Genomic DNA, 15,667 nt, shown 5'->3' on the forward strand with positions numbered 1-15,667 from the left:
TCTAGCATCTAAAAATAAAAATTGACGTTTCACGTTGTTTGTTTCGTTCAGTTTTCAAAGAACTTGTCTGTCGCTCATTTGCGACTCCCTTATGTTAACATCTCCGTTAGTTAATGTCAACTAAGTTTTTCATTTCGTTTGTCGTGTTCTGCGTTATTGCATCGGCGACTTGTTCTATATTACACCTCTAATCCCTAATCGTCAACATGTTTTTCTAAAAAAATATAAAAAGGCTTATTTCTTTTAAAATAAGCCTTTTTATCATATACCATTCTATTCGTTTATTATCTTTCTATAATTGGTAACGAGACGATAAACTGAATAATACCATCCTCATATTCAGCTCGAATACTACCACCTTGTAATTCAACAATACTTTTCGCAATCGCCAATCCAAGGCCCGATCCTTCTGTTACTCTACTTCTAGATTGATCTTTCTTATAAAAGCGTTCAAACAAACTCGCTAACTCTTCTCTCGTAAACTCTTCACTATGATTCGCAATTACAATTTGTATATCCCGGCGCTGCCTTTGAAGAGAAACTTTTATCTCCCCATCATCTTTACTATACTTAATCGCGTTCATTAATAGATTATCAAATACACGGACCATCTTTTCCGAATCAATCGCTGCATAGGCACGTTCCTCAGGAAACTTCTTAACAAACGTAAGTCCATGCTCTTCCGCTTGCGGTACTAACTCTTCTATTAATTGCTCCAATAACTCATTTACACATACTTCTTGTTTTTCTAACACAACTTGTTCATTCGTTAACTTCGTATACTCAAATAAATCTTCTATTAAATTCTTTAACTGCTCCGACTTCGCAAAAGCAATTCTCGTATACTCATCATGTTGTTCTTGATTTTCATATTTAGAATCTCGAAGTAATCGTAAGTAACCCATAATAGAAGTAAGTGGTGTACGTAAATCATGAGATACATTCGTAATAAGCTCATTTTTCTGCTTTTCTAATTTACGTTCTTTTTCTATATTATTCATAAGCTCTTCCGCCATATTATTAATATTCTCAGTTAAAGACGCAATCTCATCTTCACCTTTCTTCTCAATACGGTACGCTAAGTTTCCTTTTTCTATTTCCTTTACACCTTCTGCCATCGCTTCAATTTGCTTCATCTTCCTCTTTGTTATATAGAAGAAAGAGAAAATGAACACGAGTACACCAATTAAAAATGGGAATGGTCCTTCTTGCGTATCATACATTACTACACCATCTGGTATTCCACTAACGAACATATATAAATTCTTATCTTCTATTGTAATAGGTGAAAAAGCTATAAATTCTTTTCTCGTATTTTCAAATACATCTCGACCATTTGAATAGTTAATCGCAAATGATGCTGCATTACGAATCGTATTATGCAAATCGATTTGCTCTTCTTGCGCCTGCTTCGTTTTATATAAAACTTTACCACTCTCATCAGTAACCAATATTTTTAAAGCTCTAGATCCTTGCTCTAAATTTTGATTCTCCATTTCGATCATATCGGATATAGCTTCTAATTTATTTTCATGAACCGAACTATTTGCCGCTCCTTGAGCTTGGTGATTAATTCGTTCCATACCAGCCCGATAATCGATAGTCGCTTGACGATTCGCATTCTCAAAAAATGGCGCAGCTGCCTTTGCTGACAAAACTCCTAATAACGCACAAGCAGCAAAAGTAGTAATCAATTGAATTCTTATACTCTTCCGTACGCTCTTTACTAATTTCTCAATTAATTCTCTTGTTTTCCTTACATAAGTAAAAGGATTAAATATCTTTTTCAATCTTATACCCCACTCCCCATACTGTTTTTATATATCTAGGTTTCCTTGGATTCTCCTCAATCTTTTCACGTACTTTTCGAATATGCACCATTACAGTATTATCAGACTGGAAAGATCGTTCGTTCCAAACCTTTTCATAAATTTGCTCCGCGCTAAAGACCATACCTGGATTACGGGCTAGCAATTCTAAAATTGAAAATTCCCTCGGAGTTAGTTTCACTTCTTCTCCCTCTACAATAACTTTATGGGTTGAGCTGTTAATTTTCATCTCTCCAATTTCTAGCTCGTCCTCATTTTGTATAGCGAAACCATTCATTTTCATATAACGGCGTAACTGAGATTTAATTCTTGCGATTAACTCTAACGGATTAAACGGCTTCGTTACATAATCATCAGCACCCGTTGTTAATCCTAAAATCTTATCCATATCTTGCGTTTTCGCTGAAAGCATAATGATTGGCATTTCTTTTTCTTCCCTTACTTTCATACACATATGAATACCGTCTACTTTTGGCATCATAATATCTAATACGACTAGATGCACTTCTTTTTCTTCCAGGAGACGCAATCCTTCTTCTCCATCTCCTGCTTGCAGTACTTTATATCCTTCATTCTTTAAATAGATTGTAATTAAATTTCGAATTTCTTTTTCATCATCTACGACAAGTATTGTTTCGTGTGCCACAATATCTCCCCCATTACTTTTTTAATCCCTAACTTCTATTATAGGAAAACTTCTGAAGAAAAACGCTCGGAAATCCTTAAGTTTTTCTGAAGACGCAAAAAAGGTCTAGACTCCCCTTAAGTCTAGACCTTTCAAAAAACCCCTTTTATTTACGAACGTAGATGAAATATAGTACGAATAAAACTCCCATAACATACATAATTGGATGAATTTCTTTACGACGACCACTTACTACCATTGTAATTGGATAGAAGATAAACCCAATCGCAATCCCTGTCGCAATACTATACGTAAGTGGCATTGAAATGATTGTAAAGAATGCTGGTACTGCAATCTCGAATTTCTTCCAATCAATCTCTCCTAAAGAAGAAACCATCAAGATCCCTACAATAATTAATGCTGGTGCCGTTACAGCTGGTGTTACAACACTTAGTAATGGTGAGAAGAATAGTGCCAGTAAGAAGAATCCTGCTGTTACAACTGCTGTAAATCCAGAACGTCCTCCCGCTGCTACCCCAGCAGACGACTCAATGTAAGACGTTGTTGTTGATGTACCTAAGATCGCACCGATTACAGTTGCAATCGCATCTGCGAATAACGCTTTTCCTGCACGTGGTAATTTATTGTTCTTCATTAATCCAGCTTGATTCGCAACCGCTACAAGTGTACCTGCTGTATCAAAGAAATCGATAAAGAAGAACGTTATAATAACAATCCCCATTTGAACAGTGAAAATATCTCCAAAGTGCGTTAACGCCGCACCGAACGTTGGTTCTAGGCTCGGTATTGCTCCCACTACAGCTTTCGGAGTATCAATTAATCCTGTTGCCACTCCTAATATTGCTGTAAGGATCATACCGTAGAATACTGCACCATTAACTTTCTTAATCATGAAGATGATTGTCGTAACAACTCCGAAAATTGCTAGTAACGTTGTGCCCTTTGTTAAATCCCCCAACCCAACAAGGACAGCATCATTTTTCACGATAATTCCGGCATTTTGGAATCCAAGGAAGGCAATGAATAATCCGATACCTGCCGCTACTGCAAACTTTAACTCTGATGGAATTGCATTAATAATTTTTTCACGAATACCTGAAGCAGTAAGAATAATAAAGATAATACCTGACATTAACGTTCCAGCAATTGCTGTCTGCCACGGAATACCCATCGTTAACACTGCCGTATAAGCAAAGAACGCGTTAATTCCCATACCTGGCGCTAAAGCAATTGGATACTTCGCGAAAATACCCATAATTAACGAACCGATTGCTGCTGCTAATGCTGTAGCAACGAATACTGCACCCGGATCCATTCCTGTACCTGCCGGTAATCCTTTAACATTTCCAAGTGACAGCGTAGCAGGATTGACAAATAGTACGTAAGCCATAGATAAAAATGTCGTTAAACCTGCTATGAACTCTGTTTTATAATTTGTGCCGAGTTCATCAAACTGAAAATAGCGTTTCATCTTACGTTTCCCCCGTTATATGATTACTCGCCGCAATTCCCTAGCCCTCTTTTATCTATTAAAAATAAAAAAGGCTTCCATTGCATATACATGGAAGCGTTCTATGAATAAAGATAAGATTCCCCTCACCTTTATAAAAACGCCTCGTAGTCAAGCCATTTACGGTAGCTAGGTAGAAACTTTCGGGCCATATCCCCGATATTATACGACGGCATAATATTCACTTTTCGTTTGAATTACATACTCATATTAACTCTTGAAAGTATTTTTGTCAATTTAAAACGAACATTTTTATAAACTTTTATATTTTCGTTCGTATTTAACTTAAAATAAAAAAAGATCCATCTATGCATGAGCAATAGATGGATCTTTTTTTATAATACTATTCCCACTCAATTGTTGCTGGTGGCTTACTCGTTACATCATACACGATACGGTTAACGTGTTTTACTTCGTTTACGATACGTACAGAGATTTTCTCTAATACATCCCAAGGGATACGTGCCCAGTCAGCTGTCATACCGTCGATAGATGTTACTGCACGGATACCCACTGTGTAATCGTAAGTACGCTCGTCACCCATAACACCTACGCTACGCATACCAGGAAGCGCAGTGAAGTATTGCCAGATTTCGCGGTCTAATCCTGCTTTAATAATTTCTTCACGTAAAATCGCATCAGATTCACGAACGATTTCTAATTTCTCTTCTGTGATTTCACCTAATACACGAATACCAAGACCAGGACCTGGGAATGGTTGACGCCATACGATTTCATCAGGAATTCCTAGTTCTGATCCTAATACACGTACTTCATCTTTAAATAATGTGTTTAAAGGCTCAATTAATTTGAACTGCATGTCTTCTGGAAGTCCACCAACGTTATGGTGAGATTTAATTGTTTGTGCAGTTGCTGTACCACTCTCAACGATATCTGTGTAAAGTGTACCTTGCGCTAGGAAGTCCATTCCTTGTAATTTAGACGCTTCATCATCAAATACGTAAATGAATTCGTTACCGATGATTTTACGTTTTTGTTCTGGATCTTCTACACCTTTTAACTTGTTCATGAAGCGTTCTTGTGCATCCACTTTAATAACGTTCATGTGGAAGCCTTCGCTGAATGTTTTCATAACGCCTTCTGCTTCACCTTTACGAAGTAAACCATGATCAACGAAAATACATGTTAATTGGTCACCGATCGCTTTATGAATTAATACTGCTACAACAGAAGAGTCTACACCGCCACTAAGTGCGCATAGTACTTTTTTGTCTCCAACAGTTTCACGGATTTTCTCTAATTCTACTTCAATAAAGTTCTCCATGTTCCATCCTTCAGAACAACCACATACGCCGAATACGAAGTTTTTAATTAAATCGTTACCGTGCTCAGAGTGACGTACTTCTGGGTGGAATTGTACACCGTATAAGTTTTTCGCTTCATTGCTCATACCAGCAATTGGACAAGACTCACTTGTTGCATCTACTACGAATCCTTCAGGTAAACCAGTTACTAAGTCGCCATGGCTCATCCATACAACTTGCTCTTCTGGAAGGTTCGCATATAATTTTGATTCGTTCTCTACTTTAAGAACAGCTTTTCCGTACTCACGGTGATTGGCACGCTCTACTTTACCACCGAATTGTTGCGTCATAAGCTGCATACCGTAACAAATACCGAAGATCGGTAATCCTAGGTCAAAGATTTTTTCATCACAATGTAATGCACCTTCACCGTATACACTATTTGGTCCACCAGAGAAGATAATCCCTTTTGGATTCATTGCTTTAATTTCTTCTGCAGTAATTGTATGTGGATGAAGTTCACTGTATACACCGAACTCACGAATTCGACGTGCTATTAACTGATTGTACTGACTCCCAAAATCTAAAACGATAATTGTATCATGCTGCTTCTTCAAAATAATCACCCCAACGTTAGTTCTCGTATATAAATATTTTCACCAATTTGGCAAAAAGCATTACTAATATAATAAAAAAAGCCAGTCCTCCGCCTCTAGTCTCATAACAAAGAAAAGGCAGGGGTCTGGCTTTATAAAGAAAGATAGTCTCCGCTCTTTATAAATATACGACACACTGCCTTCATAGTCAGGTTGTTTACGGTAACCCGGTAGAGACTCTCAAACCTTATCTTTGAGGATATATGAAGGATCGTTTTATATTATCTTCCTAGATTCTAACAATGAAGTATCAATATGGTCAAGAGAGAAAGCGACAAAATTCTACAGAAATTCATTTCCTTTTCTAAAAAACATAAAAAAACATCCATTTCTATATAGAAATGGATGTTTTTTAGGACAAACGGAATTACATCATTCCGCCCATACCACCCATGCCCATGCCGCCCATGTCAGGCATTGCTGGTGCATTTGGTTCTGGTTTGTCAGCTACTACAGCTTCAGTTGTTAAGAACATAGCTGCAACAGATGCTGCGTTTTGAAGTGCAGAGCGAGTTACTTTAGCTGGATCTACGATACCAGTTTCAAGCATGTTAACCCACTCGCCAGTAGCTGCGTTGAAACCAACGCCTACTTTTTCGCCTTTTAGACGCTCTACAACTACAGATCCTTCTAGACCAGCGTTGATTGCGATTTGACGAACTGGCTCTTCTAGTGCGCGAAGTACGATGTTGATACCTGTAGCTTCGTCGCCTTCAGCTACGATAGCAGCAACTTTCGTGTATACATTCATAAGTGAAGTACCACCACCTGCAACGATACCTTCTTCTACTGCTGCACGAGTTGAGTTAAGTGCATCTTCAATACGAAGTTTGCGCTCTTTTAACTCAGTTTCAGTTGCTGCACCTACTTTAATTACTGCTACGCCACCTGCAAGTTTTGCAAGACGCTCTTGTAATTTTTCACGATCGAATTCAGAAGTTGTTTCTTCTAATTGCGCACGGATTTGACCAATGCGAGCTTCGATTTGTTGTGAATTTCCAATACCTTCAACTACAGTTGTGTTTTCTTTCGTTACAACAACTTTACCAGCGCGTCCTAAAGATTCAACTGTAGCAGATTTTAAGTCACGACCTAATTCTTCAGTGATTACTTCGCCACCAGTTAAGATTGCGATATCTTCTAGCATTGCTTTACGACGGTCACCAAATCCAGGAGCTTTAACAGCTACTACATTGAATGTACCACGAAGTTTGTTCACTACTAATGTAGCTAACGCTTCGCCTTCTACATCTTCAGCAATGATAAGAAGTGGTTTACCTTGTTGTACCACTTGCTCTAATACTGGTAAGATTTCTTGAATGTTAGAAATCTTTTTATCAGTGATTAAGATGTATGGGTTATCAAGAACTGCTTCCATTTTGTCAGAATCAGTAATCATGTAAGGAGATGCATATCCACGATCAAATTGCATACCTTCTACTACGTCTAATTCTGTTGTGAAACCTTTAGATTCTTCTAAAGTAATAACGCCGTCGTTACCAACGCGCTCCATTGCTTCAGCGATTAATTGACCTACTTCTTCGTCAGCCGCAGAAATAGCAGCTACTTGTGCGATTGAAGATTTACCTTCGATTGGTTTAGAAATCGTTTTTAATTCTTCTACTGCAGCAACTACAGCTTTTTCGATACCTTTACGAAGACCCATTGGGTTCGCACCAGCTGTTACGTTTTTAAGACCTTCACGAATCATAGCTTGTGCTAATACAGTTGCAGTTGTTGTTCCGTCACCAGCTACATCATTTGTTTTGCTAGCAACTTCTGCTACTAATTTCGCACCCATGTTTTCGAATGCATCTTCTAATTCAATTTCTTTTGCGATTGTTACACCATCATTTGTAATAAGTGGTGAACCAAATTTTTTCTCAAGTACAACGTTACGACCTTTTGGTCCAAGTGTTACTTTTACTGCGTTTGCAAGAGTGTCGACACCGCGAAGCATCGAACGACGTGCTTCTTCACTAAATTTAATATCTTTTGCCATAATAATTGACCCCCTTGGATTTTTTAAGATTTATATAATTAACCGATAACTGCTAAAATGTCACTTTCACGTAAAATCAAGTAGTCTGTACCTTCATATTTCACTTCAGTACCTGCATATTTTGAGAAGATGATAAGATCACCTGCTGCTACCTCTAAAGCAACACGCTCACCATTTTCAAGCACTCGACCAGTACCTACTGCAATAACTTTACCCTCTTGTGGTTTTTCTTTTGCTGTGTCTGGTAATACAATACCACTTGCTGTTTTTTCTTCCGCTTGAACAAGCTCAATTACAACGCGATCACCTAATGGCTTTAGCATGAACAATAACCTCCTCATTTTGTTATGTAAATTTTATTTATTAGCACTCAAGTCACCCGAGTGCTAACACACTTATAATAATAAATAATCTCAATTTCTTTTGCAAGTAAAAAAATCATAATTTTTTCGCAAATTACGCTATAAACTTTTCTATATAGAGTTCCTCTTCTTCTACCTTTACTATATGAATCGTTGTTTCCACTACTCGTATGTTACAATATGAAAGGACACCCTAAGTTGTTTTCGCTACACACACAACTTTCTCCTGTCTTCTATTATAATTTCAAATAAGGATTTACAAAAAAAACATAATTTAAGTAAGGTTTATATCGTAGGTAGCATATTTACATGTTATCCTACCTTATCTCATACACTAGAGTTAGAAAGGATGGTTAAACCATTTGAAAAAACAATATTGGTGGGTTATCGTTACATACATTTTAATGCAGTTATCATCAATTGCTGGATTACCACTTCTTCTGAAAACTGGACTTTATGATAACAGGGGATTTACTAGGGAAGAGAAATTTCAACTCATAACTGGTCACTGGGCGATCATTAGCTTCTTTATTGCATTATGTATCGTACTTTGGTTACTTAGAACAGATATTTGCGACAGACATTTAGATAAGATGCGTTCTACTGTTCCAGCTACGATTGGTTGGATTTTTATCGGGTTCTTCTTAGCATTTTTCTCGCAAAGTATTGCTGGCATGATCGAAATGTATGTATTAGGTATTAAACCTGGATCTGAAAATACAGCGAGACTTATGGATATCGCAAGAACGACACCTTGGTTCCTTATCGTTATTTCTATAATCGGACCTATTTTAGAAGAAATCGTATTTAGAAAAATTTTATTTGGTACACTTTATAAGAAGTTTAACTTCTTTATTGCCGCTATCATTAGTTCCCTTGTATTTGCGGCGATTCATTTTGATTTTACTCACTTATTGGTATACACCGCTATGGGGCTCGTATTCGCCTTCTTATATGTAAAAACGAAACGTATTATCGTTCCAATTGCCGCTCATGTTGCAATGAATACATTAGTTGCAGTTGCTCAAGTTTTAGTAAGTAACGAACAAATTCAAGAAATGATTAAAGAAGCTGAAAAAATGCAAGGCTTTATCGGAGGATTTTTAGTATGAGAAACTCACCATTGTTCATGGCTGCATTGTACTTCCTTCTAGGATGTATCTTTACACGCTTCGCCATTACGAACGTAACAGATACAATCTGGAATATGTGGACAATACTATTTGCAGTTATGGCAACGATTGATTTTAATTTGGCACTTCGCCTTATCTTAGTTAAATTCACAAAGAAAAAACAATAATAAAACGCAGAGGTCGCTTCCTCTGCGTTTTATTGTGGATAATTTTTCAAAAAGTAAACAAGTGTTTGTAACTCCACTGCTAAATCAATATGATGAATTCTTATATTGTCTGACACATTTAAGCGTGCTGGTGTGAAATTCAAAATACCATGCACATTTGTTTCTGCCAATCTATCGGCTACAGATTGCGCTACTGTAGCGGGTACTGTTAATATTGCCACTTGTATATCAGTTGATAAACGTTCTTCTAATTCATCTAAGTGATATACAGGAATGCCTCCGATTTCTGTTCCAACTTTCTCTTCACTAACATCAAACGCCATTTCAATTTTTGTATTATTGTTTTTCGTGAAATTATAATGTAAGAAAGCGGTCCCTAAATTACCTACTCCAATAAGCGCTACACGTGTTATATCATCTTGGTCGAGTGTTTCACGGAAAAATGATAATAAATAATTTACGTTATATCCATATCCTTTTTTCCCTAACGCTCCAAAGTATGAGAAATCTCTTCGAATTGTTGCGGAATCAACCTTTACCGCTTCACTTAATTCGGCTGATGAAACACGTTGCTTACCAGACAGAGATAAGTTTTGGATAAATCGATAGTATAGAGGCAATCTCTTAGCAGTGGCTTGTGGAATTTTCTGCTGCTCCATATAACCTCTCCTCTCTCCCTATCTTTATTCATATGCTTTAATCAAATACAGAAGTTTAGCACTTATTAAATTCCTTGTATAATAGAAAGAAGAAGTATTCTCTCTGTATTTTAAACTATACACTATTTTTAGTATGATTGAGAAATATAAACATGGCAAAGTTAAGAAATTATTTGAGGTGAAAACATTGATTTTATTACAAGTAAACGCGCTTTCGAAATTATACGGTGCAGAAACGATTCTTGCAAACATAAAATTGGAAGTTCAAACGAAGGATCGTATCGCATTAGTCGGACGAAATGGAGCCGGAAAATCTACATTATTAAAAATAATAGCTGGTGAGCTATCTCATGATGGTGGCGAAATTATAAAACCGAAAGATGTCTCAATCGGATATTTAGCCCAAAATACCGGGTTAGAAACGTCTTTAACAATTTGGGATGAAATGTTAACCGTCTTTACACACTTGCAACAAATGGAGACAAAGCTTCGAAGGCTAGAGCAAGAGATGGGAAAAGAAGAAAACTTTTCAAACGAGGCTACATATGAAAGATTATTAGCTGATTATGACCAATTGCAATTAGATTATAAAGACCAAGGTGGCTACCAATATGAAGCAGATATCCGTTCGATTTTAAGTGGTCTTGGCTTCCCAGTTGAAACGCACCAGACGACGATTTCCACATTAAGCGGTGGACAAAAAACACGATTAGCTCTCGGTAAATTATTATTAACGAAACCAGACCTACTTATTTTGGACGAGCCTACAAACCATTTAGACATCGAAACATTAACATGGCTTGAACAATATTTACAAGGTTATCCTGGCGCAATACTAATCGTTTCCCATGACCGTTATTTCTTAGATAAACTCGTTACACAAGTATATGAAATTTCGAATAAAGAAAGTAGACGATTTGTTGGTAACTACAGTAAATATTTAGACTTAAAATCAGCACTATACGAGCAGGAAATGAAACGTTATGAAAAACAACAAGATGAAATCGCTAAGCTGGAAGACTTCGTTCAAAAAAATATAGCTCGTGCATCTACGACAAAACGTGCGCAAAGCCGTCGTAAACAATTAGACCGAATGGAATTATTAACAAGACCATTAGGTGATTCTAAGTCAGCTTCCTTCCACTTCGATATTGAAAAACAAAGTGGAAATGACGTTTTACAAGTAAAGGATGCAACCATCGGATATGATGAGGATCCGATTATTGAACATGTAACAATGCGCTTAACTCGCGGGGATAGTGTTGCTTTAGTTGGTCCAAACGGAATTGGAAAATCCACATTATTAAAATCACTTGTGAATAAGTTACCCCTATTAAATGGTGATGTTTCTTTCGGATCCAATGTATCTGTTGGCTATTATGATCAGGAACAAGCTAACTTAACATCTTCTAAGCGCGTATTAAATGAATTATGGGATGAATATCCTCTGCAACCTGAAAAGGAAATTCGCACGATACTAGGTAACTTCTTATTCACAGGGGATGATGTACTAAAACCAGTATCTTCTCTGAGTGGTGGACAAAAAGCTCGGTTAGCTCTTGCAAAACTTATGATGCAAAAATCAAATTTATTAATTCTCGATGAACCTACGAACCATCTTGATTTAAATAGTAAAGAGATTTTGGAGAATGCTTTAATTGATTATCCAGGTACTCTTTTATTTGTCTCACATGACCGCTACTTTATTAATCGTGTAACGACAACCGTTGTTGAGTTATCAACAGAAGGTGCACAGGAGTATTTAGGGGATTACGATTACTACGTTGCAAAGAAAAATGAGATGATCGAACGTGCGGAATTAGAGCAAGAAGATGAAGCACCGGTTCAAAAGACAGTTGCACAAGAAAAATTAAATTATCTCGAAGAAAAAGAGCGCAAAAAATTAGAGCGTCAACGTACTCGAAAAATTGAGGAGCTAGAACAAAACATTGTAGTATTCGAAGAAGAAATTGCTACGTTAGAAGATCAACTTTGCTTACCAGAAATATATGCAGATTATGAAAAGGCTAGTGAAATTACAACAAAAAAACAAACACTACAAGAGCAACTCGATGCTTGTATGGCAGAATGGGAAGAATTGCATTTATAAGAGTATGAATAAGGAGGATGTCTCATAAGTCGGGATTTTTGACTATGTGACATCCTTTTTGTTTTCTAGAGCGAAGCAACGTCATCGTACATGAACGTTTTTTGAATATGTCCATCGTAACTGGAACTATATCAACGATTCGACACCAAGTATCGATTTACCGACAAAGTTTGACATCTGTAGCAATTCGCAAATTAAAAGAAGATTATCTCGAAATATCTTTTCAGATATTCACCATTATTTTATTTCCCGAAAAAGGATACATTCAAAGGTCAGACTTCGTTTGATTTATCCACAACGTTATGCACATATCCACCTTTAATATATAAACACAGAAATAACTTTTCCACATTATCCACAATCACCAAAAAAGTTATTAACATTTTATATACACAGTAAAAGCCACATTATCAACAGATAATATGGCTTTTATCCACAAGCTGTGGTTAATTTTGTGTATAACTATGCTTCAATATCTAATCCTGGATTTGCATTTAAAGCTAATGTAGCACGTTTTCCTTGTTCATATGCAATCGTACCTGCCGCTGCAATCATCGCTGCATTATCTGTGCATAAAGATAACGGAGGAATAATTAGCTCAATATTTTCTTTTGGCGCAAATTCTGCCTCCAAACGTGTGCGAAGTCCTTTATTCGCAGCAACTCCACCAGCGAGAAGCAGTTGTTTTACATTATACGCTTCTGCTGCACGAGATGCTTTCGTTACCAGCACATCTATTACACTCTCTTGGAAACTTGCTGCTAAATCTTCCGGTGCAATTTCGATTCCTCGTTGTTTTGCGTTATGCACAGTGTTGATAACTGCTGATTTCAATCCACTAAAGCTGAAATCATACGAATCCGGTTCTAGCCATGCACGAGGCAAATCGATTGTTGGTTCTCCTTCGTGTGCAAGGCGATCAATATGAGGCCCCCCTGGATATGGCATGGATAACGTACGAGCTACTTTATCATATGCCTCTCCAGCTGCATCATCTCTTGTTTCACCAATTACTTCAAATGAACCATGCTCTTTCATATAAACAAGCTCTGTATGTCCACCAGATACAACAAGTGATAGTAGTGGGAACTGAACTTCTTTTACTAAACGGTTTGCGTAAATGTGACCAGCGATATGATGAACACCAACTAGAGGAATATCATGTGCAAAAGCTACTGCTTTCGCTGCATTTACCCCTATTAAAAGCGCTCCTACTAAACCAGGCCCTTCTGTTACAGCAATTGCATCAATATCATCAAATGTAATATTTGCTTCTTTTAATGCTTCTTCTAACACAACTGTAATTTCTTCTACATGATGACGAGATGCAATCTCTGGTACAACTCCACCAAAACGTTTATGACTTTCAATTTGTGATGCAACGACATTCGCAATAATTTCCGTTCCATTTTTAACAACCGCTACTGCTGTTTCATCACAACTTGTTTCAATACCAAGTATAATCGTATTTTTTTCCATTATATATTCACCCACATTACGAGACCATCTTCCTGATTGTCTGCATAGTATCGTTTACGAATTCCACCATTTTGAAATCCGTATTTTCTGTATAACTGTTTTGCTACTTCATTTGATACACGTACTTCAAGTGTCATCGTTTTTACTCCTAGAGCTTTCGCTTCGGAAATAGCTTCTTTCAATAAAGCATCTCCTAGCTTCTGACCTCTGTATTCTGGTAAAATGGCTATATTTGTTATATGTGATTCATCAATAATTATCCACAATCCACAATACCCAATTACACGACCATCTTTTTCTAGCACAACATAATGTGCATGTTCATTCATCGTTAACTCACGGTGAAAGGCATCTGCAGTCCAAGGAGTTGAAAAAGATGCTACTTCAATAGCTACAATTTGAGCAATATCATCGAATTCCATCTTTCTAAATATCATATCCATCTTCTGCAAGCTCCTACTTGTTTTGACTTTCTAACCACTTTGTTTCAGCTTCAGCTAAACGAAGATAACTAGGAACAAATGAATGTACATCTTGTTCTTCTTTTTGTAATCCTAAGAACGCTAACTCACTTGGTCTTGGGTTATTTTTAGTGAAAGGAGCAAATACAGCTTGATCGCCTAAATGTTCGATAATTGTTTCTTTGTGCAGTTTAACATCGTTACCAATAAATAGAACAGGCTTTCCTTTATCTTGTAACATTTGCAACCAATCTACAATAAGGATGATTCGGTCTTCTTCTATAGAAGCTAAATTCTCTCCTTCATATGTATATAAGCCAGTATAAATTTGTCCACGTCTTCCGTCGAATAAAGGACAGATTAGTCCATTAAAATTAGCACCATTTGCAGCTACTACTTCTAAACTTGATACACCTACAATTGGTATTTGAAGTGACCAAGCTAATGTTTTCGCAGCTGTCACACCTATGCGAACACCTGTATACGATCCTGGTCCAGCTGCTACAACAATTTTAGTTAATTCTTTCGGCTTTACACCGCATTCTTTTAACAGTTGTTCTACAGCTGGCATAAGACGTACAGAATGGTTTTTTGTTAAATTCGTAATGATTTCCCCAATTACATTTCCTTCCTCAATAAGGGATACGCCCATTACGTAATTTGAAGTATCAATTGCTAGTACTTTCATCTTGTAATAGCTCCTCACATAATCTAATATATCGGTCTCCAATTGGCTCGAGCACAATTTTTCTTGTGTCATCTCCAGCATGGAATAAACTAATTTGTAACTTTTCATTTGGTAAATATGCTTCTATTAAATGAGCCCATTCTACTACCGTAATTCCTTCACCGTAGAAATACTCATCAAAACCTAAGTCTTCTTCACTTTCTGCTAAGCGATACACGTCCATATGATATAGCGGTAATCTTCCTTTATATTCTTTAATGATATTAAAGGTAGGACTATTTACAACTCTTTTCACTCCAAGACCTTTTGCTAGTCCTTTTGTAAAAGTCGTCTTACCAGCTCCCAGATCTCCTTCTAAAATAATTACATCTTGTGCCCCGACAAGTTCACCTAGTTTTTCTGATAATCTTTGTGTTTCCTCAGATGATTTTGTTGTTATTTCATATTTACTCACAGACTTCACCTACTTTACTCACAATGTTCTCTGCTCTTTATTATACAGGTTTTAAATATATAAAAAAGTCCTTAGGAGTTTTCCTAAGGATAGTTTGACTGTCTTTATTAGTTTTTTGTTAAAACAAATAAAAAAATACGAAACAACATGTTTCGTTCTTTTCTTTATATAAAATGGCGGTCCCGACCGGGGTCGAACCGGCGATCTCCTGCGTGACAGGCAGGCATGTTAACCACTACACCACGG

Annotated in this window: 14 protein-coding genes and 2 riboswitches; of the genes, 3 read left to right on the plus strand and 11 right to left on the minus strand. The window is 36.9% G+C overall.

From position 1 onward, the window contains the following. Positions 1-284 precede the first annotated feature (284 nt). The 6 genes from ampS to groES form a co-directional block, all read right to left on the minus strand. The gene (gene ampS / locus ACQVV1_RS29125; RefSeq protein ID WP_431169902.1) at positions 285-1,790 is read right to left on the minus strand and encodes an aminopeptidase AmpS; all 1,506 of its coding nucleotides are present in this window, start codon (positions 1,788-1,790) and stop codon (positions 285-287) included. After that, on the minus strand, positions 1,774-2,475 hold the full coding sequence (locus ACQVV1_RS29130; RefSeq protein ID WP_431169903.1) for a response regulator transcription factor: 702 nt from the start codon (positions 2,473-2,475) through the stop codon (positions 1,774-1,776). The genes ampS and ACQVV1_RS29130 overlap by 17 nt, the downstream gene beginning before the upstream one ends. Positions 2,476-2,620: 145 nt before the next feature. Further along, positions 2,621-3,946: an NCS2 family permease gene (locus ACQVV1_RS29135; protein ID WP_000833093.1), complete on the minus strand. Its 1,326-nt coding sequence runs from the start codon at positions 3,944-3,946 to the stop codon at positions 2,621-2,623. A 127-nt stretch (positions 3,947-4,073) separates the two neighbouring features. Further along, positions 4,074-4,175, minus strand: a riboswitch (purine riboswitch). A gap of 153 nt (positions 4,176-4,328) precedes the next feature. Next, positions 4,329-5,867, minus strand: coding sequence for a glutamine-hydrolyzing GMP synthase (gene guaA, locus ACQVV1_RS29140; protein WP_141526296.1), 1,539 nt, complete (start codon positions 5,865-5,867; stop codon positions 4,329-4,331). Between the two features lie 164 nt (positions 5,868-6,031). Then, positions 6,032-6,133, minus strand: a riboswitch (purine riboswitch). 140 nt (positions 6,134-6,273) lie between these two features. Next, complete coding sequence (groL, locus tag ACQVV1_RS29145; RefSeq protein WP_242256788.1) at positions 6,274-7,908, minus strand: chaperonin GroEL; 1,635 nt, start codon at positions 7,906-7,908, stop codon at positions 6,274-6,276. Between the two features lie 38 nt (positions 7,909-7,946). Beyond that, complete coding sequence (groES, locus tag ACQVV1_RS29150; protein WP_000917306.1) at positions 7,947-8,231, minus strand: co-chaperone GroES; 285 nt, start codon at positions 8,229-8,231, stop codon at positions 7,947-7,949. Positions 8,232-8,632: 401 nt separating this feature from the next. Here groES and ACQVV1_RS29155 point away from each other — a divergent pair, with 401 nt between their 5' ends. Continuing rightward, positions 8,633-9,382 carry a CPBP family intramembrane glutamic endopeptidase gene (locus ACQVV1_RS29155; RefSeq protein ID WP_431169904.1) on the plus strand — a complete coding sequence of 250 codons (750 nt, stop codon included), beginning with the start codon at positions 8,633-8,635 and terminating at the stop codon, positions 9,380-9,382. Then, positions 9,379-9,570 carry a YdiK family protein gene (locus ACQVV1_RS29160; protein WP_001246201.1) on the plus strand — a complete coding sequence of 64 codons (192 nt, stop codon included), beginning with the start codon at positions 9,379-9,381 and terminating at the stop codon, positions 9,568-9,570. The genes ACQVV1_RS29155 and ACQVV1_RS29160 overlap by 4 nt, the downstream gene beginning before the upstream one ends. A 29-nt stretch (positions 9,571-9,599) precedes the next feature. On the opposite strand, the gene ACQVV1_RS29165 is transcribed toward ACQVV1_RS29160, so the two are convergent. After that, positions 9,600-10,229, minus strand: coding sequence for a redox-sensing transcriptional repressor Rex (locus ACQVV1_RS29165; RefSeq protein WP_000437704.1), 630 nt, complete (start codon positions 10,227-10,229; stop codon positions 9,600-9,602). Between the two features lie 187 nt (positions 10,230-10,416). On the opposite strand from ACQVV1_RS29165, the gene ACQVV1_RS29170 reads away from it, so the two are divergent. Then, positions 10,417-12,339: an ABC-F family ATP-binding cassette domain-containing protein gene (locus ACQVV1_RS29170; protein ID WP_309259619.1), complete on the plus strand. Its 1,923-nt coding sequence runs from the start codon at positions 10,417-10,419 to the stop codon at positions 12,337-12,339. A 462-nt stretch (positions 12,340-12,801) separates the two neighbouring features. On the opposite strand, the gene tsaD is transcribed toward ACQVV1_RS29170, so the two are convergent. The 4 genes from tsaD to tsaE are packed head-to-tail and all read right to left on the minus strand — an operon-like array spanning position 12,802 to position 15,421. Then, the gene (gene tsaD, locus ACQVV1_RS29175; protein ID WP_060629296.1) at positions 12,802-13,818 is read right to left on the minus strand and encodes a tRNA (adenosine(37)-N6)-threonylcarbamoyltransferase complex transferase subunit TsaD; all 1,017 of its coding nucleotides are present in this window, start codon (positions 13,816-13,818) and stop codon (positions 12,802-12,804) included. Continuing rightward, positions 13,818-14,261 carry a ribosomal protein S18-alanine N-acetyltransferase gene (gene rimI, locus ACQVV1_RS29180; RefSeq protein ID WP_242256785.1) on the minus strand — a complete coding sequence of 148 codons (444 nt, stop codon included), beginning with the start codon at positions 14,259-14,261 and terminating at the stop codon, positions 13,818-13,820. The genes tsaD and rimI overlap by 1 nt, the downstream gene beginning before the upstream one ends. A gap of 13 nt (positions 14,262-14,274) precedes the next feature. Continuing rightward, positions 14,275-14,967, minus strand: coding sequence for a tRNA (adenosine(37)-N6)-threonylcarbamoyltransferase complex dimerization subunit type 1 TsaB (tsaB, locus tag ACQVV1_RS29185; protein ID WP_242256783.1), 693 nt, complete (start codon positions 14,965-14,967; stop codon positions 14,275-14,277). Continuing rightward, a complete protein-coding gene (tsaE, locus tag ACQVV1_RS29190) occupies positions 14,948-15,421 on the minus strand; it encodes a tRNA (adenosine(37)-N6)-threonylcarbamoyltransferase complex ATPase subunit type 1 TsaE (protein ID WP_063221712.1) in 474 nt (157 codons plus the stop codon). The genes tsaB and tsaE overlap by 20 nt, the downstream gene beginning before the upstream one ends. Positions 15,422-15,667 lie beyond the last annotated feature (246 nt).

The organism is Bacillus basilensis (genome assembly GCF_050630465.1).
GTDB classification, from domain to species: domain Bacteria; phylum Bacillota; class Bacilli; order Bacillales; family Bacillaceae_G; genus Bacillus_A; species Bacillus_A basilensis.